General features: G+C 65.4%; 21 protein-coding genes. 10 read left to right on the top strand and 11 right to left on the bottom strand.

All coding sequences use genetic code 11. The features are described 5' to 3' along the window. Nucleotides 1-84: 84 nt before the first annotated feature. Nucleotides 85-1380, bottom strand: a complete 1296-nt coding sequence (locus QOU61_RS06735; protein ID WP_289657336.1) for an MFS transporter — start codon at nucleotides 1378-1380, stop codon at nucleotides 85-87. 18 nt (nucleotides 1381-1398) lie between these two features. Next, the gene (locus tag QOU61_RS06730; RefSeq protein ID WP_289657335.1) at nucleotides 1399-2781 is read right to left on the bottom strand and encodes a M20 family metallopeptidase; all 1383 of its coding nucleotides are present in this window, start codon (nucleotides 2779-2781) and stop codon (nucleotides 1399-1401) included. 173 nt (nucleotides 2782-2954) lie between these two features. Between QOU61_RS06730 and QOU61_RS06725 the strand changes: the two genes are divergently transcribed. The 5 genes from QOU61_RS06725 to QOU61_RS06705 all read left to right on the top strand — a co-directional run bounded on the left by QOU61_RS06725 (nucleotide 2955) and on the right by QOU61_RS06705 (nucleotide 7965). After that, the gene (locus tag QOU61_RS06725) at nucleotides 2955-3581 is read left to right on the top strand and encodes a carboxymuconolactone decarboxylase family protein (protein ID WP_289657334.1); all 627 of its coding nucleotides are present in this window, start codon (nucleotides 2955-2957) and stop codon (nucleotides 3579-3581) included. 21 nt (nucleotides 3582-3602) lie between these two features. Continuing rightward, the gene (locus tag QOU61_RS06720) at nucleotides 3603-4985 is read left to right on the top strand and encodes an LLM class flavin-dependent oxidoreductase (protein ID WP_289657333.1); all 1383 of its coding nucleotides are present in this window, start codon (nucleotides 3603-3605) and stop codon (nucleotides 4983-4985) included. Nucleotides 4986-6032: 1047 nt separating this feature from the next. Then, nucleotides 6033-6692 (top strand): phosphoribosylanthranilate isomerase, encoded by a 660-nt coding sequence (locus QOU61_RS06715; protein ID WP_289657332.1) that lies wholly within the window; start codon nucleotides 6033-6035, stop codon nucleotides 6690-6692. Between the two features lie 170 nt (nucleotides 6693-6862). Next, nucleotides 6863-7120 (top strand): hypothetical protein, encoded by a 258-nt coding sequence (locus QOU61_RS06710; protein ID WP_289657331.1) that lies wholly within the window; start codon nucleotides 6863-6865, stop codon nucleotides 7118-7120. Nucleotides 7121-7470: 350 nt separating this feature from the next. Continuing rightward, the gene (locus QOU61_RS06705) at nucleotides 7471-7965 is read left to right on the top strand and encodes an RlpA-like double-psi beta-barrel domain-containing protein (RefSeq protein WP_354142516.1); all 495 of its coding nucleotides are present in this window, start codon (nucleotides 7471-7473) and stop codon (nucleotides 7963-7965) included. Nucleotides 7966-8113: 148 nt separating this feature from the next. Here QOU61_RS06705 and QOU61_RS06700 read toward each other — a convergent pair whose 3' ends face one another. Beyond that, entirely contained in the window at nucleotides 8114-9775 is a 1662-nt protein-coding gene (locus QOU61_RS06700; RefSeq protein ID WP_289657329.1) for a thiamine pyrophosphate-binding protein, read from the bottom strand. 56 nt (nucleotides 9776-9831) lie between these two features. Here QOU61_RS06700 and QOU61_RS06695 point away from each other — a divergent pair, with 56 nt between their 5' ends. Together QOU61_RS06695 and QOU61_RS06690 are read left to right on the top strand one after the other, a co-directional pair. Continuing rightward, nucleotides 9832-11493 carry a lyase family protein gene (locus tag QOU61_RS06695; protein ID WP_289657328.1) on the top strand — a complete coding sequence of 554 codons (1662 nt, stop codon included), beginning with the start codon at nucleotides 9832-9834 and terminating at the stop codon, nucleotides 11491-11493. A gap of 49 nt (nucleotides 11494-11542) precedes the next feature. Next, nucleotides 11543-11947 carry a TfoX/Sxy family protein gene (locus QOU61_RS06690; protein WP_289657327.1) on the top strand — a complete coding sequence of 135 codons (405 nt, stop codon included), beginning with the start codon at nucleotides 11543-11545 and terminating at the stop codon, nucleotides 11945-11947. A gap of 195 nt (nucleotides 11948-12142) precedes the next feature. Here QOU61_RS06690 and QOU61_RS06685 read toward each other — a convergent pair whose 3' ends face one another. From QOU61_RS06685 to QOU61_RS06665, 5 genes are all read right to left on the bottom strand, one after another. After that, nucleotides 12143-12625 carry a GFA family protein gene (locus QOU61_RS06685; RefSeq protein ID WP_289657326.1) on the bottom strand — a complete coding sequence of 161 codons (483 nt, stop codon included), beginning with the start codon at nucleotides 12623-12625 and terminating at the stop codon, nucleotides 12143-12145. Nucleotides 12626-12787: 162 nt separating this feature from the next. Then, nucleotides 12788-13135 carry a RidA family protein gene (locus tag QOU61_RS06680; protein WP_289657325.1) on the bottom strand — a complete coding sequence of 116 codons (348 nt, stop codon included), beginning with the start codon at nucleotides 13133-13135 and terminating at the stop codon, nucleotides 12788-12790. A 59-nt stretch (nucleotides 13136-13194) separates the two neighbouring features. After that, nucleotides 13195-13578: a putative quinol monooxygenase gene (locus QOU61_RS06675; protein WP_289657324.1), complete on the bottom strand. Its 384-nt coding sequence runs from the start codon at nucleotides 13576-13578 to the stop codon at nucleotides 13195-13197. Nucleotides 13579-13700: 122 nt separating this feature from the next. Next, nucleotides 13701-14828 (bottom strand): alkene reductase, encoded by a 1128-nt coding sequence (locus QOU61_RS06670; protein WP_289657323.1) that lies wholly within the window; start codon nucleotides 14826-14828, stop codon nucleotides 13701-13703. 228 nt (nucleotides 14829-15056) lie between these two features. Continuing rightward, on the bottom strand, nucleotides 15057-16553 hold the full coding sequence (locus tag QOU61_RS06665; RefSeq protein ID WP_289657322.1) for an aldehyde dehydrogenase family protein: 1497 nt from the start codon (nucleotides 16551-16553) through the stop codon (nucleotides 15057-15059). 227 nt (nucleotides 16554-16780) lie between these two features. Here QOU61_RS06665 and QOU61_RS06660 point away from each other — a divergent pair, with 227 nt between their 5' ends. After that, on the top strand, nucleotides 16781-17626 hold the full coding sequence (locus QOU61_RS06660) for an SDR family NAD(P)-dependent oxidoreductase (RefSeq protein WP_289657321.1): 846 nt from the start codon (nucleotides 16781-16783) through the stop codon (nucleotides 17624-17626). A gap of 13 nt (nucleotides 17627-17639) precedes the next feature. On the opposite strand, the gene QOU61_RS06655 is transcribed toward QOU61_RS06660, so the two are convergent. From QOU61_RS06655 to QOU61_RS06645, 3 genes are all read right to left on the bottom strand, one after another. Next, entirely contained in the window at nucleotides 17640-17846 is a 207-nt protein-coding gene (locus QOU61_RS06655; RefSeq protein WP_289657320.1) for a zinc ribbon domain-containing protein, read from the bottom strand. Between the two features lie 101 nt (nucleotides 17847-17947). Beyond that, a complete protein-coding gene (locus QOU61_RS06650) occupies nucleotides 17948-18520 on the bottom strand; it encodes a hypothetical protein (RefSeq protein WP_289657319.1) in 573 nt (190 codons plus the stop codon). A 314-nt stretch (nucleotides 18521-18834) separates the two neighbouring features. Next, complete coding sequence (locus QOU61_RS06645; RefSeq protein ID WP_354142515.1) at nucleotides 18835-20112, bottom strand: glycoside hydrolase family 3 N-terminal domain-containing protein; 1278 nt, start codon at nucleotides 20110-20112, stop codon at nucleotides 18835-18837. A gap of 218 nt (nucleotides 20113-20330) precedes the next feature. Between QOU61_RS06645 and QOU61_RS06640 the strand changes: the two genes are divergently transcribed. After that, the gene (locus QOU61_RS06640) at nucleotides 20331-21533 is read left to right on the top strand and encodes an ABC transporter substrate-binding protein (RefSeq protein WP_289657317.1); all 1203 of its coding nucleotides are present in this window, start codon (nucleotides 20331-20333) and stop codon (nucleotides 21531-21533) included. Between the two features lie 73 nt (nucleotides 21534-21606). Then, nucleotides 21607-23250: an FAD-dependent oxidoreductase gene (locus QOU61_RS06635; protein ID WP_289661330.1), complete on the top strand. Its 1644-nt coding sequence runs from the start codon at nucleotides 21607-21609 to the stop codon at nucleotides 23248-23250. The last annotated feature ends 75 nt before the right edge of the window (nucleotides 23251-23325 follow it).

The following is a 23325-nucleotide window of genomic DNA, read 5'->3' as shown; positions in this document are numbered from 1 at the left end:
AAAAATTCCTTTTCGCCGTCCCATGATGGCCCGAACCCAAGGCCCCCGCAAGCCGTCTTTGGACGCAGGCTGCCGCACCTCGCATCAGCCGTCCGCGTCCGCCCTGCGCAGGCGGATCGCCACCAGCGCCCACAGGCTCAGGACGCAGACCGCGGTCAGGTAATAGCCCGGCGCCAGCTCCCCGATCAGGGCGAAGCCACCGAGCCATGTCATGGTCGCCGGCCCCATGCCGCCGAACAGGGTGACGCCGATGTTGTAACTGAGGCCGAGCCCGGTGGCGCGCGTCGCCGGCGGAAACAGTTCCGACATCAGCGCCGCCAGCGGCCCGAAATAGAGCGCCTTCAGCGTGCCGAGCAGCAGCACCGCGAGCACGATGATGGTCGGCGTCGGATGGCCTGTCAGCAGCAGGAACACCGGGAACAGCGTGACCAGCAGCACAATGGCGATCGCGATCATGTGCGTCGTGCGCCCGACACGATCGGAGACGATGCCGGCAAGCGGTGTCAGCAGCGTGACGGATACCCCGGACGCGAAGGCGGCGACGAAACCGACCGTGGGCGGCAAGTTGAGCGTCTTCACCACATAGGTCGGCATGTAGACGATCAGGTAGTTCACGGCGGTCGAGATCGCGAGCGCGCCGATCGCAAGGATCACGCGCAACTTCTGCCGCAGGAGAACCTCGCGCACCGGCGAGTCCCCTTTGGCCGCCGGCGGCGCGGTGGCGTCCTCGACATGGTTGCGGATGTAGAGGCCGACCGGCCCGATCAGGACGCCGAACAAAAATGGAATGCGCCAGCCCCAGGCTTCCAGATCGGCGGGCGCCATCATCATCGTGAGCAGCGCGCCGAACCCCGAGCCGAGCAGACCGCTCACGCCCTGGCTCGCGAACTGCCAGCTCGCGACAAAGCCGCGCCGCCCCGGCATGTGCTCAACCAGGAACGCGGTCGACGAGCCGAACTCCCCGCCGGCCGAAAAGCCCTGCACCAGGCGGGCGACGATGACCGCGATCGGCGCTAGCACGCCGATGCTGGCATAGGTCGGCATCAGCGCGACCGCCAGTGTCCCCACGGTCATCATCGCGATCGAGACCATCAGCGAGGCCTTGCGGCCGTGGCGATCGGCGTAGGCTCCCAACATGACGCCGCCGATCGGCCGGATCAGGAAGGAAAGCCCGAAGGTGCCGAAGGTCAGGAGCAGCGACGTGGTCGGATCGTTCGCCGGGAAGAACGCCTTGGAGACGTAGACCGCGAAATAGCCGTAGACCGAGATGTCGAACCATTCGAGCGCGTTGCCGAGCGAGGTCGCGACGATCAGCCGGGCGACGTTCTTGCGCCCTCCCTCGTGGACTACAGATGACTCGGCCTGCGCGGAGATCGCCATGGTCGCTTCCTTCCGCCGCTAGCGCGGCCGCTTCATCTCGCCGAGATCCCAGAACAGCCCGGCCATGATGCCGAGCGCCTCCTCGGTGACATCAAGCAGGATGTGCTCGTCGGGTGCATGCTGCGAGCAGCCCGGATAGGAATGCGGCACCCAGATCGTCGGCAGCTTGAGCGTGTCGGAGAACACGTCGTTGGGCAGCGAGCCGCCGAAGTTCGGCAGCACCGCCGGCGCCTTCCCCGTGGTCTGCCGGACCGAGTCCGCCGCCCATCGGATCCAGGGGCTGTCGAAATCGGTGCGCGAGGCGGCAAAGCTTTGCGTCGCCTTGACCGCGACCATCGGAAAGCCGTGCGCATCGAGATGCGCGCGCACGGCCTTGACGGCCTGCTCGACCCTGGTGCCGACCACGAAGCGCAGCTGCAACACGGCCCGCGCATGACCCGGAATGGCGTTGGCGGGCTTTTCGATGTTGCCTGACGACATCGCCAGCACTTCGAGCGTGTTCCAGGCATAGAGCCGCTCGGCGGCGGAGAGGCCCTCCTCGCCCCAGTTCTCCGCCAGCTCCGGCTCGCCTTCCGAGGGCTCGACCTTCACGTCGGCAAGGGTGGCCCTGATCTGGTTCGAAAGCCTCGGCGGCTTCAACGCCTCGAGCTTGAGGCGGCCGCGGCCGTCGACCAGGGTTGCGATCGCGTTCGCCAGAATGGTCGCGGGATTGGCGAGCACGCCGCCCCAATTGCCGGAATGATGCGCGCCCTCGCGCAAGGTCACGTCGAGATGGATCCGCAAGCCGCCGCGGCAGCCGAGAAAGATGGTCGGCCGCTCGGCCGCAAGCCGCGGCCCGTCGGAGCCGAGGAACAGGTCGGCGGCGAGCTCCTGGCGCAGCGCGCCGCAGACCGCGTTGAGGTCGGGCGAGCCGATCTCCTCCCCCATCTCGATGATGAATTTGGCGTTGAAGCCGAGCCGGCCGCCACGCGCCTTCCTGACCGCGCGCAGCGCTGCGAGGTTGATCGAGTGCTGGCCCTTGTTGTCGGCGGTGCCGCGGCCATAGACGCGGTTTCCCTTCGGCGTCAGCTTGAAGGGATCGAGGTTGTCGCGCCATTCGCCGGCCATGCCGTCGACGACGTCGCCATGGCCGTACATCAGGACCGTCGGCACGCCCTCGCTTTCAATGCGCTCGGCAATGAGGAAGGGCGCCTTGCCGCTCGGGGATTCGACCACACGGCTGCCAAAGCCGAGTTCGGTGAAAGCGGGCTTCAGCTCTTGCTCGAGATAGGCGCGCAGCGCGCCGGCGCGCTCGGCATTCTGGCTTTCGGTCCGGTAGGCGACCCGGCGCCCGAGTTCCCCGAGGAATTCGCCGGATCGAAGCGCCTCTTGCGCCTCGGCAATCGCATCCGCCCTGCTCATGCTTTTTCCTTTTTCGTTGGTCGATGGTCCGGGCCCGCGCTCACCCTAGCGAGAACCGCCGCATGCGGGAAGTGGGTCAGACAACCGGAAATTGACTTGCGAAAACCGCAACGAGTGAAACAATTCGCCTCCAGCCCGGCGGCGAGACCGGGCGAAAGACAGGGAGACGATCCATGAAAACCGCGCTGCGCATCGCTGCGATGTCCATTCTGCTTGCGGGTTCGGCGATGGCGCTGACGAGCGAGCGCATGGCGCAGATCCCGCTGGACAAGATGACGCCGGACCAGCGCAGCGTCGCTGACGCCATCATGTCCGGCCCCCGCAAGTCGATGAACGGGCCGTTCAACGCCTGGCTGCGCAGCCCGAAACTTGCCGACCGCCTGCAGAAGGTCGGCGAATATATCCGCTTCGACACCTCGCTCGACAAGCGCGTCAACGAGATGGCGATCATCATGACCGCCCAATATTGGGGCTCGCAATATGAGTGGTACGCGCACGCGCCGCTCGCGATCAAGGCGGGCCTCGATCCGACAATCGTCGCCGCGATCGGCGCCGGGCGGAAACCGGACAACATGAAGGACGACGAGGCGATCGTGTGGGAATTCACCACGCAACTGCGCCGCGACCACGGCGTCGACGAGGCGATCTACCAGAAGGCGGTGGACAAATTCGGCGAGCAGGGCGTGATGGACCTGGTCGCGGTCAACGGCTACTACGACGTCGTCTCGATGACCCTGAACGTCGCTCATGTGCTGCCGCCGCAGGGCTCCGAACTGCCGTTCAGGCAGGCCGGCCGATAGCAGCTCAATCGCGGACCCGCCATGAAGAAGGAAATCCGGCTCAACGCCTTTGCCATGAACTGCGTGGCGCACCAGTCGCCGGGGCTGTGGACGCATCCGCGCGACCGCACCAGTGAATACAACCGCCTGCCCTACTGGCTTGATCTGGCAAGGACGCTGGAGCGCGGCCGCTTCGACGGGCTTTTCCTTGCCGACGTGCTCGGCGTCTATGACGTCTATGGCGGCGGCCCCGAGGCCGCGCTGCGCAACGCGACGCAGACGCCGGCCAACGAGCCGCTGCTCCTGATCTCGGCGATGGCCGCGGCCACGAAGCATCTCGGCTTCGGCGTCACCTCCAATCTCTCCTTCGAGCCGCCCTATCCGTTCGCGCGGCGGATGTCGACGCTGGATCACCTCACCGAGGGGCGGATCGGCTGGAACGTCGTCACCGGCTATCTCGACAGCGCCGCGCGCGGCGCTGGCAAGGACAAGCAGACCGCCCATGACGATCGCTACGACATCGCGGACGAATATATGGAGGTGGTCTACAAGCTCTGGGAAGGAAGCTGGGAGGATGACGCCGCGATCCGCGACCGCGCCCGCGGCATCTTCGCCGATCCTGCAAAGGTGCATCGCGTCCTGCACGAGGGCGCGAACTACCGGCTCGACGCCATTCATCTGAGCGAGCCATCGCCGCAGCGCACGCCGGTGCTGTACCAGGCCGGCACCTCGCCGCGCGGAAGGCAGTTCGCGGCGCAACACGCCGAATGCGTGTTCATGTCGGGCCCGTCGGCGAAGGTGATCGCGCCGCGCGTCGCCGGAATTCGCGAGCTTGCCGCGAAGGCCGGCCGCAACCCGGCCGAGATCCTGATGTTTTCCATGTTCACGGTGATCCTCGGGCGCAGCGAAGCCGAAGCCAAGGCGAAATATGAGGACTATCGCAAGCACATCAGCGCGGAAGGCGCGCTGGCGCTGATGGCGGGCTGGACCGGCGTCGATTTCTCGACCTACGCGCTCGACCAGGAGGTGCGTCATGTGACGAACGATGCCGGGCGCTCGGCGATGGACAACATCACCCGCGCCGATCCGGACCGGGTGTGGACGGTGCGCGAGGTCGCCGAGCATGTCGGGATCGGCGGCATCGGGCCTGTGGTCGTCGGCACGCCGGAGAAGGTCGCGGATGCGATCGAGGCCTGGTTCGAGGCGACCGATGTCGACGGCCTCAACATGCCGTTTGCGGTCTCGCCCGGCGACTTCGAGGATATCGCGGACATGCTGGTGCCGGAATTGACCAGGCGCGGCCGCTACAAGACGGAATATGCGCAGGGCACCTTGCGCGAAAAACTGTTCGGCGCGGGACGCGCCCGGCTGTCCGCGCCGCATCCGGCGGCGCAATATCGGGTGAAGGCGAAGGCGCCAAGGTAGTGTTCTCAGGTGTCGTCGCCCGGCTTGACCGGGCGACCCAGTATTCCAGAGACGTCAAGGCTTGAGCCAACAGGGCGCGGCTTACTGGATCGCCCGCCGGAGCCTGTCATCGGGCGCGCATTCGCGCGACCCGTTGGCGGGCGATGACAAATGAATGCGTGGCATGCCTGGATCGATTCGATTGTCAAACAGCCGAGAGGATACACCTCCGCATTCCCGCGACGCGTTTCGCGCCCGAGTGATGCAGAAGCTTCGTCCCTCGAAGACAGAGGGCGCAGGGAAAGCCGGGCGCTGGCCGCACCCGCAGCCTCGCGTGCAACGAAAAAAGCACACGAGTTAGTCACCACAGGCTTGGCCTCATCATCCGGCCTTCCCTGCGCGATGGTTTTAACGGTTTCCTTCGTGCTCTCCCCGGTGACCGGGCTTTCTTGCCACCGTCATCAGCGAGAGCTTGCCTCTCGCGAACTTGGCATCAGCGTCGGGATGCCAGGACCACACGACTTCGCCGTATGCAAGTGAACGCCGCTCGTCTTGCGACGCCATCACATCCATCGCATCCGGTCTCGCGTTCGTGACGACGCGTACGCCCCTCTTGCCGAGGCCGGACGGCGCGGGGTTGTAAAGATGATTTGCCCGACGGCTCAAGCGATATATTTTTCGCGCGAAGGCTGGACAGGTTTTTCGCCGGCGTGCCCGTCGGGCAAATCAGTCGCGCCTTCGGACTCATGCAGAGCAGCAAACAGATGATACGTCTCGGCGTCGCAGCTTCGGTGGTCTGGGTCATGGTAGCGGGCCTGCTCGCGTCCCGAAACGAAACCTGGACCGCTGCCTTGAGGCTCTATTGCCATCTGACGACTCACCCGGCATGCGTCGACACAGTTTTCCTTGTGGTGCATTGGCCTGTGATCGCGCTCGTCTTGTTCGCCCCTGTCGCCGTGGGCTGGCTTATGGGCTGGGGACTCGTTACCCTCGCAAGACGGATAGCGCGATCCCGGAACGGATGACGCCAGCGACGTCCTGCGCGATTGTCGAAGGAAGGCATTCTGCGTGCTCACACAAATATACGAAATCTCAACGGCTGACGAAGCTCGCTCGATTTCGTCTTTGGGAATAGATCATGCCGGCGTCCTCGTCGGGGATGGACAATTTCCGCGCGAGTTGCCTCTCGCGGCAGCAAAGAAAGTGGCTCGAGCAATATTAGCGCCGACCAAGTTTTCCGCCCTCTTCCTCACAGCAAACACCCGCATGATTGAGGCGTGGGCTCTTAAGCTCCGGCCTTCGATCATTCACCTTGGGGCCAGCGCTGACCTCCTTTCGCCAGCGGATGTTACAGCGCTCAAGCGCAGGCTGCCGACAATCCAAATCATGCGGAGCGTGCCCGTGACCGGTGAGGAAAGCATCGGTATTGCGCAGAGTTATGACGGTATCGCGGACTTCATCCTGCTGGATAGCTACCGCGCGCTCGACAATCAAATCGGGGCGCTCGGTGTCATACATGACTGGCGCATCAGCCGCCGCATCGTTGAGTTGGTTCGCGTGCCGGTGATCCTGGCAGGCGGCCTCGGACCCGACAACGTCCGAGATGCAATCCGCGCGGTCGGGCCTGCCGGGGTCGACTCCAAGACAAGAACGGATCGTGAGGGATCGCATGCCAAGGACATCGATCTGGTCCGTCGCTTTCGGGAAGCTGCTCTGTCCGAAATCTGAATCGATGACAGTCCTCGGGGTGGGCAAGGGCGCGCTTCGCGCGGAAGATGATTTGCCCGACGGCTCAAGCGATATATTTTTCGCGCGAAGGCTGGACAGGCTTTCGCGTGATTTGCCCGTCGGGCAAATCAGTCCCGCTTCTCGCAAACCATGTACAGGCAGCCCTGCCCATGATGCGTCTCGGCGTTGCCGCTTCGATCGTCTGGATCGTGATCGCAGGCTGGCTCGCGTCCCGAGATGAAACCTGGCGCGCGGCCTGGCGGCTTCATTGCCATCTGACGGCCGACACTTCGTGCACCGGCACCACGGTCTTCCTTGTGGTGCATTGGCCTGTGATCGCCGCCTGCTTGTTCGGCCCGGTCGTTCTGGGTCGGCTCGTGGGCGGACTCGTTACCCTGAGACGAGGAATATCGCGATCCGACACGTGAACCTGGCACGTACTCATAAGGGCGCAGATGTCGGCTTTCGGGGCTGAGCTGAAATTTTCCGCTCAGAGCATTGCCGATTTTGGCCCGTGGCGAACATCAGACGTTTGCTCCGACTCTCGCCCTATCCAAGGCTCCGTTCAGTCAAGCTGCTGACGCAATCTCTGTCTTAGACGGTGAGAACTAAGAACACTGTGCGAGGGACCACCCTGGTTCCCTCACCGGTTCCGTCGCCAGGATTGGCGCGAATCCGCAAAAAGCTGGCGCAAGTTCGTCAACGCCTCCGCGTTCGCTTGACCATCTTTTGCGGCATCGGGAACCGAAACAATCCAAAAAAAATCAGTCGAGGAGTTATGATGCTGTTTCGCTCGAGCGCCGCAATTTGCGGCGCCCTAGTTGCGCTTGGCGTTTCCGTTACCGTTGCTCGAAGTGAAATCGATACAGTTCATTCAAGCGCCGTCGTCAATGAAGCTTCGGGGGATGCGATCGTTGGCGCCGCATCCATGTACAACCCGTTCCGGCCCGGATGCCGGGAGGGCGGCCCGAACACCGCCTCCGGCGAGCGTTATGATCCCTCTGTCTGGGCGGCTGCCATCAAAACGAACTTGCGTCAGAAATTTGGTGGGGTCCAATATGGCGCGAGGCCGAAGTATGCCCTCGTTGAGGCTGTAGGCAAGAAGGTCATCGTCAAGATAAATGACGTGGGGCCGCTAGTGCCTGGCCGCATCATTGACCTCAATGAGCGGACGATGCGCTATTTCGATCCAACGCTGCAGCTCGGGGTGATTTATCGCGTAAGCGTTAAGCCGCTTTTCGGCGACTATTGGGTCCCCGGACCGGTTGGCTGAGATGATCGCTCGCGAGAGCGGTTATCGTAGTACAGCCTGGACGGCGGAAACGCGTCGGTGTCCTCCTCGCTCGCTGCGTCTTGAGGCGATGCCACATCTGGTGGCATGGCGCCGGTCGGCTGACCCCGCGACGATCAACGGTGCGGTGCTAAACCGTTCCGTCCACCACAATCTCGATCAGCTTGGCGCCGGGACGACTGAACGCATCGGACAGTTTCGCCTTCAGCTCTCCGGGCGCCGTGATGCGGATCGCCTCGAGCCCGAGCGATCTCGCGAGGCCGGAATAGTCGACCGGCGGATCGACAAAATCCATGCCGACGTAGTTGTCGTCGCCATGGAAGGAGAGCAGCCGCTGCTTGATGATGCGGTAGCCGCCGTTGTTGACGATCACGACGTTGAGCGGCAGCTTGTGGTGCGCCGCGGTCCACAGCGCCTGGATCGAATACATCGCGCTGCCGTCGCCGGTGTAGCACACGACCGGCCGGCCGTGGTTGGCGAGGCTGACACCGACGGACGCCGGCAGTCCCCAGCCGATGCCGCCCGAGGCGAGCCCGTGATAGCCGTAGCGCTCGCGATGCGGGCGAAGCGCGATCATGTGCCGCGACGAGGTCAGCCCCTCGTCGACCAGGATGGCGTCGTCGGGCATCGCCTCGACCACCTGCAGCGCCAGGAAATCCGGATCGATCGGCGCCTTGTCCTTTGCCTTGAGAATCTGCTCGACCAGCGCCTTGCGCTTCGCGCTCCAGTTCTTCGGCGCCAACTCGGCGAGGTTTTGCTTCGCGCGCGCCTCGAGCGCGGCGCCACCGGCGGCCTTGAGCGCGGGCACGAGCGCCTTCAGCGTCTCCCTGACGTCGGCCTTCAGCGCGATCTCGGCTGCATAGTTCTTGGCGATGTCCCATTCGGCGAGACCGACCTGCGCGATCGAGAGCCCCTCGGGCAACGGATCGACCTCGCTGTAGACCGACATGCGCAAGGGATCGGCGCCGAGCACGATCAGGAGGTCGTGCGGCGAGAGCAGCTCGCGCACCTGCTTCTGCAGGCGCGACAGCGCGCCCATGAAGCACGGGCTCTCGGAGAGGAAGTGGGCGCCATAGGGCGTCGAGCATTGATAGGCCGGCGCGCCGAGCGCTTCGGCGAAGGCGGCCGCCTCCTTGAGCGCGTCGCTCTTGACGATTTCGTCACCGGTGATGATGACCGGCGCCCGCGCTTTCAGGATGCGCTGGGCGAGCGCCTGCAAGGCTTCGTCCGACGGCCGCACCCGCGTGTCGACGCGGGTGGAACGGCCGAGATCGATGCCGGCTTCCGAATTGAGGATATCGCCCGGCAGCGAGATGAACACCGGTCCCGTCGGCGGCGTGGTCGCGACCTTGGCGGCGCGGCGCACGATGCGCGGCAGATCCTCCAGCCGCGTCACCTCGACCGCCCATTTCACCAGCGGCTCGGCCATCTGCAACAGCGGGCCATAGAGCACCGGCTCCATCAGGCCGTGGCCCTGCTCCTGCTGGCCGGCGGTGAGGATCATCGGCGTGCCCGTGAAGCTGGCGTTGTAGAGCGAGCCCATGGCGTTGCCGAGGCCGGGCGCGACATGGACGTTGCAGGCGACCAGCCGGCCCGAGGCGCGGCTGTAGCCATCGGCGATCGCCACCACCAGGCTTTCCTGCATCGCCATCACATAGGTGAGGTCGGGGTGGTCCTTCAGCGCGTGCATGATCGGCAGTTCGGTGGTGCCGGGATTGCCGAACAGATGCGTGATGCCCTCGTCCTTGAGCAGCGCCAGGAACGCCGATCGCCCGGTGATGCGGTTCTTCATTCGTTTCCTCCGCCGCGCCCGGCCGCTCGCGGTCCGGGGATTTCAGGAGACCAAAGATGAGCGAGGCGCGCAATGGAGCGCGCTCATGGCTGCCCTGCGGGTCGGCGGCAGGCTATGATCCGGCCAAGGAACAAGAAACTGAAGGGAGACCTGCCTTGTCGTACATCCAGCGCATCGGGATCGCCATCGGGATCGCCAAGGGGACCACCAAGGGGATCACCATGGGCGTTACGCTCGCGATCGCCGGCGTCACGCTTGTGATCGCCCAGGCGAACGCCACGTCAGCCGCGCCCCGCGACCGCTTCTTCTGGCTGTCGGAAATCAACAAGGCCTCCGCCGTGATGCTGGTGGAGCGGGGAATCGTTCCAAAACCGCTCGGCGCGAAGTTCTTCGAGGCCATCACCCGCGTCGAGGCGACAGGCGACCGGCCAGGCGCCGCGCGTTCCGGCGACTATCTCAAGGTGGAGCAGGACCTGATGGCGGTGGGCGGCCCCGATATCAGCCGCCTGCATTCGGGGCGAAGCCGGCAGGATATCGGCTCGACCACGCAGCGGCTGATCACGCGCGACGATTTCCTCGCCGCGTTCGGGACATTGAACGGAATGCGGGAGGCAGTCCTGGCGCTGGCCGCGCAGGCACCGGACGCGATCATGCCGGCCTATACCTGGGGCGTGCAGGCGCAGCCGATCACGCTCGGGCACTATGCATCGGCCTACATGAATGCGCTGGACCGGCAGGCGGCGCGGATGCGCGAAGCCTGGGGGCGCCTCAACCGGTCGCCGCTCGGCGCGGCGGCGCTCGCGACCTCGAGTTTCCCGGTCGATCGTCCGCGGCTTGCGGACCTCCTCGGCTTCGATGCGCCGGTGGAAAATTCACTCGATGCCAATCAGATCTCCCCCATCGACGGCGGCGCTGAGATCGCAGGACTTGCAACGTCCGCCGCGCTGACGCTCGGTGCCCTGATCGCCGACGTCACCGCGCAATACGCCCAGACCGAGCCATGGATCGTTCTCAGCGAGGGCAACGAGACCGGCGTCTCCAGCATCATGCCGCAGAAGCGCAATCCGAGCGGGCTGGTGCGGCTGCGCGGGGAGGCTTCCACGCTGATCGGGGAGGCCACGACCTTCGTAGTGATCGCGCACAATGTCGAGCCGCGCATGAGCGACTACAAGGATTTTGGCAATCCGAAGGAATATCCCGACACGATCCTGCGCGACATGGCCGCGCTCTTCGCGCATGCCGACGCCCTCATCCGCAACCTTCGCTTTCGGCCCGAACGCGCGCTGGAGGAGGTCAATGGCGATTATTCGACCACGACCGAGCTCGCCGATACGCTGCAGCGCGACGCCGACGTGCCGTTCCGCATCGGACACCATTTCGCATCCGAGCTCGTCAATTACGGCCGAGGACATCATCTGCATGCAAGCCAGATTCCTTACGCCGAGGCGCAGCGCATCTACGCCGAAATCGCAGCGGGCGCGAAGCTTGATCCGAAACTGCCGCTGAGCGAGGACGCGTTCCGCCGCGCGCTGACGGCGGAGAACATGGTCGCCGCCAGCAAGGGGCTGGGCGGACCGCAGCCGGCGGAGGTGGCGCGGATGCTCAAGGCAGCCGGCGAGCGGCTGGCGGCCGACCGCGCCTGGCTCGATGCGACGCTGGCAAAACTCGCGGACGCCACGCAAAAGCTCGACCAGGCGTTTGCGCGGCTGCGCGAGTGAAAGACCTTGAACGGGCCGGCGAAACGGCGAAAGGCGCAAGGGGCGGATGATGGCCTATGACGAGAAGACTGCGGAGCGGGTGCGAAAGCAGCTCGCCGGCCGAAAAGCGTTGACCGAGAAGCCGCTGATGGGCGGCGTCTGCTTCATGCTGAACGGCAACATGTGCTGCGCGGTCTCCGGCCGCGGCGGCCTGCTGGTGCGGGTCGGGCCGGACGCGCATGAAAAGATGCTGCAGGAGCCACACACCGAGCCGATGGAAATGCGCGACCGCGTCATGAAGGGATATGTGCGCGTGGCGCCGGACGGCTACCGGAGCGAGGCCGCCTTAAAGAAATGGCTCACGCGCGGGGTTGATTTCACCGCGACGCTGAAGGGCAAGGCGGCGAGGAAGCGCGCGCCGCGGGCCGCGAAAAAGGAACAAAAAAAGGTGTCACGCAAGAAGCGGAAGGCATAGTTGGATGGCTCAAGCCGTTGTCCACGGACTCGACACCTCTCCCCAGCGGGGAGAGGTGGGATCGCATCACCGGATGCGATCCGGGTGAGGGGGATCGCCGCATCGATGGACCGTAACCCCTCACCCCACCCCTCTCCCAAAGGGAGAGGGAGCGCAGCGGCGTTTGCGGCCCACAGATCAGCTCACCCCAAGCTTTCAAAACATCCCCTCGCGGTCCGGCCGCGTCTTCTTTTTCGAGCGCTGCCAGACCACGCCGGGATAGCCCTTCAGCGGCACCAGCGGCGCACCGGTATAGGCCCATTCCTGCAGCTCCTCGATCGCGATGTGATAGAGCGGCTGGCGCCCGGTGCGGCCATTGAACAGCGCACGGGGGATGTTGACCATGTGCGCCGAACGCGCGCGCTCATAGATCAGCGGCGTGCCGCAGGCCGTGCAGAAGCTGCGCGCCGTTTTCGTCGCCGCGTCCTCATAGCGCGCGATCGCGTCCGCGCCGGCCGTGACGCGGAAGCGCTTGCGCCAGCTTCCGACATAGGTGGCGTAGGCCGCGCCATGGGCGCGGCGGCTTGCTGCGGAATGATCGTGCCAGGCCCAGCGCGCCGGCACGTCGATCTCGAAACGCACCGTGCCGCACAGGCACTGGCCGCTGGCGACGCCGGCTGCGGTGGCTGGCTTTGCCATGTGCGCTTGGCCTCCTGAGATCAGCTTACGCGTCAGTCCGGTGCGATGCGCCGGCATCGAACCCTGGTGCGCAATTGCGCTCCAGGGAATCTCGAGGTTGCCCGATGCGCGGCCGCGCATCCGGGGTTCGCGCTTTCAACGCGAACCGGAACGACAACACGTTCACCGCACCGCGGCGGTCACCACCACCTCGATCAGGACGCCCGGACCGAGATCGTTGATGCCGATGGTGGCACGGGCCGGCAGCGCCTTCTCCGGCAGCCAGTCGCGCCAGGCCTTGTTCATCGCCGGCTTCTGGTTGAGATCGGTGACGAAGATCGTCGCCGACAGCACGTGATGCTTGTCGGAACCATGGCGCGTCAAAAGCTGGTCGATCTGGGCGAAGACGTTGCGCGCCTGTCCCTCCATGTCGAGCTTCAGATCCTCCGACACGCACCCCGCCAGATAAAGCGTGCCGTTGTGCTTCACCACCTCGTGGAGAATCTGGCTGGGTTCAAAACGCTCGATCATCTTTCAACTCCTTCACCTTCCGTCATTGCACTTGCGGCTAGCGCCGTCTGTTCAGCCGCTCACGACGTGGCATTCGCCACGCGCTTGCGCGCAAGCAGCGCGTCGATGCGCGCATGCGAGGCGTCGTGCCCCGGCTTGGCGCGATGTTTATCGATAGCGGCCTGATCGCGCCAGCGTTCGGTGAGAAAAAAAGTGCGGCCGTCGCCGCCGATCGGCTCCGACACCTCCATGCGCAGGCAGCCGTCGTCCCGCAGGGTTTCCTGGCAGTTCTCGTGCAGGCGCGAGAGAAACGGGCCCCTGTTCTCGGTCGCGACCTCGAATTCGATGATGATGGCGATTTCCTGCCCATTTTCGCTCATGCCAGCTCCTGCCAAATGCCCCCGCTGCCTCGTCGTTATCTCTTGACCCGGCGCGACCACACCCTGTCGCCGGCGGAACAGCACATCATCGCCGAGATGCTGGCAACAGTGGCGCGACTGGGCGGCGCGGCGCCCGACGGCGCGCTCCTACGCCCGGCGCAGACCATGTCCGCGCGCGCGAAAACCACGAGCCCGCGCGCGTCGGCTCAGGCCGGGGCCATCTCGTCGTAGAAGGGATAGTCGGTATAGCCCGCCTCCTCGCCGCCATAGAAGGTGGCGCGGTTGTACGGGTTGAGCGGCCAGCCGCGCTGCAGGCGCCGCGGCAGGTCGGGATTGGCGATGAAGATGCGCCCGAAGGCGACCGCATCGGCATGGCCTGCGGCGATCGCTTCGTTCGCCGCCTCGCCGGTGAAGCCGCCGGCCGCGATCAGCACGCCTTTCCAGATCGGGCGGAACAGCATCATCGCCGACGGCACGTTCTGCCAGTTGACCTCGGCGCGCCCGGCGCCGCTCGAGCGCGGCTCGATCACATGCAGATAGGCAAGGCCCAGCGGGTTGAGCCGCTCGACGACATGGGTATAGAGCGGCATCGGGTCGGCCTCGCCGGAATCATTGGCGATGCCATAGGGCGACAGCCGCACGCCGACGCGATTGGCGCCCCACACATCGATCGCGGCCTGCGTCACTTCCAGCAGCAGCCGGGCGCGGTTCTCGATTCCGCCGCCATAGCGGTCGGTGCGGCGGTTGCTGCGCGATTGCAGGAACTGCTCGAGCAGGTAACCGTTGGCGCCGTGGATCTCGACGCCGTCGAAGCCCGCGTCCATCGCGTTGCGCGCGGCCGTCCGGAAATTCTCGATGATGCCGGCGATCTCGGCCGTCTCCAGCGCCCGCGGCGTCTCGTAGGCCGCGACCTTGCCGTCCGATGTCATCGCCTTGAAGTCGGTCGAGATCGCGACCGCGGACGGCGCGACCGGCAGCGCGCCGCCGGGCTGGAACGAGGAATGCGAGACGCGCCCGACATGCCAGAGCTGGAGGAAGATAAACCCGCCCCTGGCGTGGACCGCGTCGACCACCGCCCGCCAACCCGCAACCTGCGCCTCCGACCAGATGCCGGGCACGCCGGGATTGCCGAAGCCGCTCGCGACCACGGGCGAGGCTTCGGCGATCAAGAGGCCGCCGGGCGTCGCGCGCTGCGTGTAGTATTGCGCGTTCAACGGCCGCGGCGCCAGCGAGGGCCTGGCCGCGCGCATCCGCGTCAACGGCGCCATCACGACGCGATGCTTCAGATGACAGGGACCCGCATCCAGCGGTGAAAACAGCGACGGAAAATTCATGCCTGCCCCGAATTCAGAAAGTGATCATCACAAAGAAGGAGTGGCAGTCCGCAAGAAACTGCCACTCCGATTGACGCACTTCTCCCTCTCCCCGTGCTTACGGGGAGAGGGGCGGGGTGAGGGGCTCTTTTCAAGAGCACAGCGCGTGGAGAATCCCCTTCACCCGCCGCGCAAGAGCGCGACGACCTCTCCCCGCAAGCGGGGAGAGGTGAAGCTCCAGCCGGCCCCCTAACCCGTCTTCACCCAGACCGCCTTGACGTTGAGATATTCCTCGACGTGCTGCTTGCCGCTTTCGCGGCCGTAGCCGCTCATCTTGTAGCCGCCGAACGGCACCGCCGGGTCCATCGCCTGGTAGCAGTTGACCCAGACCGAGCCCGCGCGCAGCGCCTTGGCCACGTGATGCGCGCGCGAGACGTTGGTGGTCCACACGCCCGAGCCGAGGCCGAACATGGTGGCGTTGGCGCGCTTGATCAGCTCGTCGGTATCCTTGAAGGAGATCGCCGAGATCACCGGCCCGAAGATCTCCTCCTGCGCGATGCGCATGGTGTCCTGCACGTTGGCGAACACGGTCGGCTGGACGAAATAGCCCTTGGCGAGCGGTCCTTCGGTGATGCGCCCGCCGCCGGCGAGCGCTTTCGCGCCCTCCTTCTGGCCGATCGAGAGATAGCCCGAAACGCGCTCCATCTGCTGCTCGGAAACCAGCGGACCAATTTGCGTGTTCGGATCGAGGCCGTTGCCGACCTGCAGCTTCTTGCCGAACTCGGCGACGCGGCCGACGAACTCGTCATAGATCCTGCTCTCGACGAACAGCCGGGTGCCCGCGCTGCAGATCTGGCCGGAGTTGGCGAACACGGCCATCGCCGCGCCCGGCACCGCCGCATCGAGATCGGCATCGGCAAACACGATGTCCGGTGACTTGCCGCCGAGCTCGAGCGAGACGCGCTTGAGGTTGCCGGCCGAGGCGCGGATGATCGATTGCCCCGTGACATGCGAGCCGGTGAACGCCACCTTGTCGACGTCGGGATGGGCGGCGAGCGCGGCACCCGCGGTCTCGCCATAGCCGGGCACCACATTGACGACGCCCGCCGGCACGCCGGCCTCCATCGCGAGCTCCGCGATCCTGAGCGAGGTGAGCGGCGCTTCCTCGGCGGGCTTCAGCACCACGGCGCAGCCGGTCGCGATCGCGGGCCCGATCTTCCAGATGGTGGCGGCGAGCGGCCCGTTCCACGGAATGATCGCGCCGACCACGCCGATCGGCTCCTTCAGCGTGTAGGAGAAGATCTCGCCGGGCAGCGAGTTCTCGATTGTTTCGCCATGGATCGCGGTCGTCTGGCCCGCGTAGTAGCGCAGCATGCCGAGCACGCGCAGCCGGTTGCCGCGGGTCCGGCTGATCGGCGCGCCCATGTCGACGGTGTCGAGCTGGGCGAGCTCCTCGAAATGCTTTTCGACGAGGTCGGCGAGGCGGAGCAGGATGTTCTGCCGCTCGAACGGCTTGACCTTGCTCCAGGGCCCCTCGAAGGCGCGGCGCGCCGCGGCCACCGCGCGGTTGATGTCCTCGGCATCGCCTTCGGCAACGGTCGCGAGCAGCTCGCCGGTCGCCGGGTTCCGCGTCTCGAATTTCTTGCCGGAGGCGGCATCGACCCATTGGCCGTCGATCAGCATCTTCTTGTAGGAACCATCTGCGAAGGGATGGCGCGTGATCGGAATCGCCTGTGACACAGCCATGTCTGCACTCCCTGAAACTTGATCGGCTTTTTGCAGCTTTTGGGGGGGGATCGTTATCGCCTGAAGTCTACCGCCATGGCGGAAGGCGGTAAAGCCAACGCATGAGTGGTTCGAGCGCGGCGCACGAAGAGCTCCCATGCGCCTTCGTGCGTGGTGCTCGCCCGCCAGAACCACGATTTGCCAACTGCCGCCATCCGGCGACGGCCAGCCATTCAAGGAGAAACGCGATGCCTCATCCAGCGATGTCAAAAGACCATGTCGCCGTGATCACCGGGGGCGCCTCCGGCATCGGGCTTGCGGCCGCGATGCGCTTTGCGCAACTCGGCATGAAGGTAGTCATCGCCGATCTCGGCGCCGAGCGGCTGAAGGCGGCGGAGGCGCGATTGGCCGCGGCCGGCGGCGCGGCATCCATCATGACCGCCGAGGTCGATGTCAGCCATCCCGACCAGATCGCGGCGCTGGAGCAAGCGGTGCAAAAGCGGTTCGGCGGCACCGACATCCTGATGAACAATGCCGGCATCCAGCCCGGCAGCAAGATGTTCGGCCCTCCGGAGAATTGGCAGCGCATCCTCGGCGTCAACCTGTGGGGCGTGATCAACGGCACGCAGGCCTTTGCGCCGCGCATGATCGAGCGCGGCCGGGCCGGCCTCATCATCAATACCGGCTCCAAGCAGGGCATCACCACGCCGCCCGGCGATCCCGCCTACAATGTGTCGAAGGCAGGCGTGAAAGCCTTCACCGAGGCGCTACAGCACGAGCTGCGGAATACGCCCACCTGCAGGATCAGCGCGCATCTCTTGACCCCGGGTTTCGTCTTCACCGCGCTGACGTCCCACGGCCGCACCGAGAAGCCGGCCGCGGCCTGGACGCCGGAACAGACCGTCGACTTCATGATCGAGCGGCTCGACGCGGGAGACTTCTACATCCTGTGTCCGGACAACGACGTGCCGCGCGCGCTCGACGAGCGGCGAATCCTGTGGGCGGCCGGCGACATCGTCGAGAACCGCCCGCCGCTGTCGCGCTGGCATCCGGACTATGCGGGAGCCTTCGCGGCGTTCGCGAAGGGGAAATAGCCAGCGTTCGGCTTCACAGCGTCTCCTGCTTGTGCCCGCAATTCTTGCAGACGAACTTTACCCGCGTCGCACCTCGTTCCGCCGAGAGGCGGTTAGGCGCGCCGCATTTGCCGCAGATCGCCTCGATCCTGGTGTTGCCCTCCTTTACGACGAGAGCCTTGCGCGCCATGGTCTCGCGGATCAGGCGCTCCGCCTCTTCCCGCATCGCCTGCTTCGACATCCGCTTCCCCTACCGTTCAGAACCGAAGCCTTATAGCATCGATATCGCGTCCGGCGAGCCGCTTTCGAAAAACTTCCCCGAACGTTCCGCAGTCCCCAACTCTATCGGAACTGCACATTCCCGTCCGCACGCGGCGCTGTGTGCCGAGAATTTGAATCTCCCGAGATCTGCGACGAACCCGTGCGCTGCGCGCACCCGCGCGCATTAAATTGAAATTTAATCTGGGTCGCGACGAGTTGAGGAAAGGTGTTGGCGAGAACGCTGGCGGCTGCGCCGATCGATCGCCATCTGCGCAGCGATCGTGGTTGGGAGCGTATCTCTGGAGACTCGTTATGTTGCGCAAGACAGTGATCGGCTTGTTGGCCGTTGCGTCCATTGCCCTGGTCGCGCCGACGATGGCGTTGGCGCGGGGTGGCGGTGGTGGTGGTGGCGGAGGTGGTGGCGGCCATGGCGGCGGTGGCTTTGGCGGCGGTGGAGGTGGTGGTTTCCACGGTGGCGGCCTTGGCGGTGGAGGTTTTGGCGGTGGAGGCTTCCATGGTGGAGGTTTTGGCGGCGGCTTCCATGGTGGCGGCGTAGCCGCTGGAGGCTTGCGTCCCGGCGGCTTCGGCGGCGGGCATTTCGCCGGTGGGTTCCACGATGGCCGCGGCTTTGCCGGCCGCGGATTCCACGATCACGGCTTCCGCCACCGCTTCGGGTACGGCTACGGCTACTATCCGTATGACTATTACGACGATTATGCCTACGACACGCCGTACGCGGATTCATATTACGACGACGGAAGTTGCTATGTCGTCCAGCGGCGCGTTCACACCACGCATGGCTGGCGCCACCAGCCGGTTCAGGTGTGCGGTTGATGGAGTGTGGTCGATCGATCCCGATTGCGATCTGACACGGCCGTCCCTCGGAATTGAAGGCCGGCGGAATTGAAGGCCGGCGGCCATCCGGAACCTCAGCGCGCGCCCGCGCGCTGAGGTTTTCTCGTTCTGGCCTATGGTCGCGTTCGAGAGGCCAGCCGCGCCTCGCTCTCGCGCAAGGCCGCGAGATCGAGCTTTCCGGCCTCCGCGGCATCCAGCGCGCAGGTAAAGATGGGATAGAATTGCGTGGCGCCGTCATAGGCAACCAGCAGCAGATCCACGCCTGCGCCAAAGGCTTCGATGACCGCCGTGCAGATATCGTTGTGGTAGACTGCCCCCATCACCAGATCGTCGGTGATGATGACGCCCTGATAATTCCACTGCTTGCGGATCAGGCCGTCAACCACGCGCCTGGAATGCGATGCAGGACGGTCGGGATCGATCGCGGCCAGATTGACGTGCCCGATCATCAACTGGGCTCTTGTGCCTTTGAGCAAATCCTTGAAGGGACGCCAGTCGGAGACGTCGAGCACCTCGCGCGGGGTATCGAGATGGGCCGTGAAATGGTGCGTATCGGAGCGCAGCCGCCCGAGGCCCGGAAAATGCTTGACGGTCGCGGTGACACCGGACGCTTCGAGACCGCCGACATAGGCAGCCGCGACGTCGCTGACGACGGCCGGATCGTCTGAAATCGCCCGCTCGCCGATCAGCGTATTGAAATCGAGCGGGTTGTGTTCCGCATCCGGCTTGAGATCGACGACCGGCGCGAAGTTCTGGGTGATGCCGATCGACGCCAGCTCGCGGCCGTGGGTGCGTCCGAGCTCCTCGGCCTTCTGCGCGCGAGCGTCCGCCGGCAGGCCTGCCAGCGTCGACAACGCCGGCAGCGCGCTCAGCGGCGGCGCAAGATGCGAGACGATGCCGCCTTCCTGGTCGACGGCGACGACGAGCGGCGGCAGGCCGGCGCTGCGTCGCCGCTGCTGCAGCGCTGCGATCTCCGACCGCAGCCCCTCGGCAGTTCCGCCCGCGGCCGCGATATTGTGCCTGGTGACATAGACGCCGGCGATCAGCCCCTGTTCCGCCAGGCGCGCAACCTCGCCGAAGGAAGTGTAGCCGACCACGAAATGCCGTCCCAGGATTTGCGCGCGCGAAGGCTGTGCGCTCAACACGCGCCGCTTGCCGAGCTCATACGACGTCGTGGCCAAAAGCATCGCCACGGACGGCAGGATCCACACGAGAAGCAGCAGCCGTCCACCGAGGCCGCGGCGCCAGACGCCCCGCCTGATCAGCAGTGCCACGACCAGAAGGCTTGCGACGACGATGACGGCGTTCCCCGTACCGCGCAACGGGATCAGATAGGGGTCATATTTGTTGAGGGCTGCAAGCGCCAGGACCAGCCCGACGAGCCCGGCCAAGGCGGATCGTATGCGAAGCCATATCTGCATGAGGATGAAGTCTGCATGAAGGCGAGGCGCCGTCGGCCGCCGCTCCGGCGTTCCGTTGCGGACTTACTGCCTGTTCCGCCGTGCCGCTGCAAGAGGCCTCGCGCATCTCCCTTGACCATCGCAGACATCGCCGTCACAAGAACGGAAGCCACAATGGCCAAACAATAAAATCAAACGGAGGAACGATCGTGAGAGCTTACGCCCTGGCCTGCGCCATTCTTGCCGTGACGGTATCGGGGGCATCCGCGCAAATCTCCGACGACGCGGTGCGCATCGGCGTATTGACCGACCTGTCGAGCTGGGGGCGTGACAACAGCGGGCCCGGCTCGGTCGAGGCGGCAAAGATGGCGGTCGAGGAATTCGGGCCGGCCGTGCTCGGCAAGCCGATCCAGATCATCAGCGCCGATCACCAGATGAAGACCGATGTCGGCACCCAGATCGTGCGCGACTGGTTCGACAACGGCAAGGTCGACGCCGTCGTCGACATCCCGAACTCCGGCATCGCGATCGCCGTGCACAACATGGTGAAGGAGCGCAACAAGATCGCGCTGCTGTCGGGTCCCGGCGCGAGTTCCCTGACTGACGAATTGTGCAGCCCCAACACCGTGCACTTCGCCTATGACACCTATGCGCTGTCGAAGGTGACGGCGTCGGCCGTGATCGCCGAGGGCGGCAAGTCCTGGTTCTTCATCACCGCCGACTACGCCTTCGGCCAGCAGCTCGAGAAGGATGCCACGCGCTTCGTCAAGGAACTCGGCGGCACCGTGCTCGGCGGCGTGCGCCATCCGACCAACACCGCGGACTTCTCCTCCTTCGCGCTGCAGGCGCAGAGCTCGAAGGCCGATGTCGTCGCCTTTGCCAATGCCGGGCAGGACACCGACAACGCGATCAAGCAGTCCGGCGAGTTCGGGCTCGTCAAGGGCGGCCAGAAACTCGTCGGGCTGTTGATGTTCGACACCGACGTGCACGCGATCGGGCTCGAGGCCGCCCAAGGCACCTACATGACCACGGCGTCCTACTGGAACATGGATGACAAGACCCGCGCCTGGTCGAAGAAGTTCTTCGCCCGGACTGGCGTGATGCCGACCATGATCCACACCGGCGTCTACGGCTCGGTGCTGCATTATCTGAAAGCGATCCAGGCCGCCGGCAGCGACGATCCGAAAGCGGTGATGGCGAAGATGCGCGAGCTGCCGATCGAGGACGCCTTCGTGCATGGCGGCAAGCTGCGCGAGGACGGCCGCGTCATCCGCGACATGTATCTCGCCAAGGTGAAGAAGCCCTCGGAGTCGAAGGAGCCGTGGGACTATCTCACCATCGTCAAGACCGTGAAGGGCGAGGACGCCTACCGTCCGGTCTCCGAATCCAAGTGCCCGCTGCTCAAGAAGTAGGATTGTTCCCGTGGCCGACAACGAAGAAACCTACGAATGCGACGTGCTGGTCGCGGGCTCCGGCTGCGCCGGCATGTCCGCGGCCGTCACCGCCGGCCATCGCGGGCTCAACGTCCTGATCGTGGAGAAGGAGCCGCGCTTCGGCGGCACCACCGCGCGCTCGGGCGGCTGGCTCTGGATTCCGGGCACGAAACTCGCGCGCGACTGGGGCATCGCGGAGAGCGAGGGGCAGGCGCGCAATTATCTGCGGCACGAGGCCGGCAACAATTTCGATGCCGCGCGGGTCGATGCGTTCCTCGCCGCTGGCCCCGAGGCAGTCGATTTCTTCACCACGAAGACCGCGCTGCGCTTCGACATGCCCCTGACCTTCCCCGACTATCACGCCGAAGCGCCCGGCGGCGCGCAGGGCGGCCGCTCGATGGTGACGCGGCCGTTCGACGGCCACGAGCTCGGGGACGCCATCAAGGACCTCGGCAATCCCCTGCCCGAGCTCACCGTGTTCGGGATGATGCTGGGAAGCGGCAAGGAGATCATCCACTTCATGCGCGCGACGAAATCGCTGACCTCGGCGGTCTATGTCGCAAAGCGCCTGTCCAGGCATTTCCGCGACGTGCTGCGCTTTGGCCGCGGCATGACGCTGACCAATGGCAATGCGCTGGCCGGCCGGCTCGCCAAATCGGCCTTCGACCTCAAGATCCCGATGTGGCTGTCTTCGCCGGTGCGCGAGTTGATCGTCGAGAATGGTGTGGTGCGCGGCGCCGTCGTCGAGAAGGACGGCCGCCCGATCCGCGTTAACGCCAGGCGCGGCGTTGTGCTCGCCTGCGGCGGCTTCCCGCACGACGTCGAGCGGCGCAAGAAGATGTTTCCGCATGCGCCGACGGGACAGGAGCATTTTTCGCCGGGGCCATCGGGCAACACCGGCGACGGCTTGCGGCTCGCGGAAGCAGCCGGCGGCCGCATCGAGGACCGTCTGCCGAATGCGGCGGCCTGGGTGCCGGTGTCGCAGACGACGCGCAAGGACGGCTCGACAGGCGTGATGCCGCATTTCATCGACCGGGCAAAACCGGGCGTCATCGCCGTGATGCGCGACGGCAGACGCTTTGCCAATGAAGGCAATTCCTACCACGACTTCGTGCAGGAGATGATGAAGGCCGCAGGACCCGGCGAGGAGATCGCCTCCTTCCTCATCACCGACCATCGCTCCTTGCGCCGCTACGGGCTCGGCTGCGTGCCGCCGTTCCCGATGCCGCTCGGCCATCACCTGCGCTCCGGGTATCTGAAGCGCGGCGCGTCATTGGCCGAACTCGCGGCCGCCGCCGGTATCGATGCGAAGGGGCTGGAGGCGACGGTCGCGGAGTTCAACGCCGTGGCGGCGGAAGGCCGCGATCCCTTCTTCGGCAAGGGCTCGCGGGCGTACAACCGCTACCAGGGCGACGCACTGCATGGTCCCAACCCCTGCATCGCGCCGATCGAGGACGGACCGTTCTACGCGATCAAGATGGTGATCGGCGATCTCGGCACCTATGCCGGCATCCAGACCAACGAGAACGCGCAGGCGCTCGACGCCGAGGGCAAGCCGATTCCCGGGCTCTACGCAGCAGGCAACGACATGGCGAGCATCATGGGCGGCAACTATCCGGGCGCCGGCATCACGCTCGGCCCCGCGCTGACCTTCGGCTACATCGCGGGCCGGCATCTTGCGGGTAGCGCCGGCTAAAGCGCGATGAGATCAGGCTGAGTCGTCATCGCGCTTTAGGTTCTTGATTGAGCATGATCTCCGCGCAAACGCGTT

Source organism: Bradyrhizobium sp. NP1 (assembly GCF_030378205.1).
Classification (GTDB): domain Bacteria; phylum Pseudomonadota; class Alphaproteobacteria; order Rhizobiales; family Xanthobacteraceae; genus Bradyrhizobium.
Note: the sequence above shows the minus strand (reverse complement) of the source record. Positions and strands in the feature narration are given on the sequence as shown.

Excerpts from the sequence above, each read along its gene's own strand:
- QOU61_RS06735 (WP_289657336.1), bottom strand. The coding sequence starts at position 1,380 with ATGGCGATCTCCGCGCAGGCCGAGTCATCTGTAGTCCACGAGGGAGGG.
- QOU61_RS06730 (WP_289657335.1), bottom strand. The coding sequence starts at position 2,781 with ATGAGCAGGGCGGATGCGATTGCCGAGGCGCAAGAGGCGCTTCGATCC.
- QOU61_RS06725 (WP_289657334.1), top strand. The coding sequence starts at position 2,955 with ATGAAAACCGCGCTGCGCATCGCTGCGATGTCCATTCTGCTTGCGGGT.
- QOU61_RS06720 (WP_289657333.1), top strand. The coding sequence starts at position 3,603 with ATGAAGAAGGAAATCCGGCTCAACGCCTTTGCCATGAACTGCGTGGCG.
- QOU61_RS06710 (WP_289657331.1), top strand. The coding sequence starts at position 6,863 with ATGATGCGTCTCGGCGTTGCCGCTTCGATCGTCTGGATCGTGATCGCA.
- QOU61_RS06705 (WP_354142516.1), top strand. The coding sequence starts at position 7,471 with ATGATGCTGTTTCGCTCGAGCGCCGCAATTTGCGGCGCCCTAGTTGCG.
- QOU61_RS06700 (WP_289657329.1), bottom strand. The coding sequence starts at position 9,775 with ATGAAGAACCGCATCACCGGGCGATCGGCGTTCCTGGCGCTGCTCAAG.
- QOU61_RS06695 (WP_289657328.1), top strand. The coding sequence starts at position 9,832 with ATGAGCGAGGCGCGCAATGGAGCGCGCTCATGGCTGCCCTGCGGGTCG.
- QOU61_RS06690 (WP_289657327.1), top strand. The coding sequence starts at position 11,543 with ATGGCCTATGACGAGAAGACTGCGGAGCGGGTGCGAAAGCAGCTCGCC.
- QOU61_RS06685 (WP_289657326.1), bottom strand. The coding sequence starts at position 12,625 with ATGGCAAAGCCAGCCACCGCAGCCGGCGTCGCCAGCGGCCAGTGCCTG.
- QOU61_RS06680 (WP_289657325.1), bottom strand. The coding sequence starts at position 13,135 with ATGATCGAGCGTTTTGAACCCAGCCAGATTCTCCACGAGGTGGTGAAG.
- QOU61_RS06670 (WP_289657323.1), bottom strand. The coding sequence starts at position 14,828 with ATGAATTTTCCGTCGCTGTTTTCACCGCTGGATGCGGGTCCCTGTCAT.
- QOU61_RS06665 (WP_289657322.1), bottom strand. The coding sequence starts at position 16,553 with ATGGCTGTGTCACAGGCGATTCCGATCACGCGCCATCCCTTCGCAGAT.
- QOU61_RS06660 (WP_289657321.1), top strand. The coding sequence starts at position 16,781 with ATGCCTCATCCAGCGATGTCAAAAGACCATGTCGCCGTGATCACCGGG.
- QOU61_RS06655 (WP_289657320.1), bottom strand. The coding sequence starts at position 17,846 with ATGTCGAAGCAGGCGATGCGGGAAGAGGCGGAGCGCCTGATCCGCGAG.
- QOU61_RS06635 (WP_289661330.1), top strand. The coding sequence starts at position 21,607 with ATGTCCGCGGCCGTCACCGCCGGCCATCGCGGGCTCAACGTCCTGATC.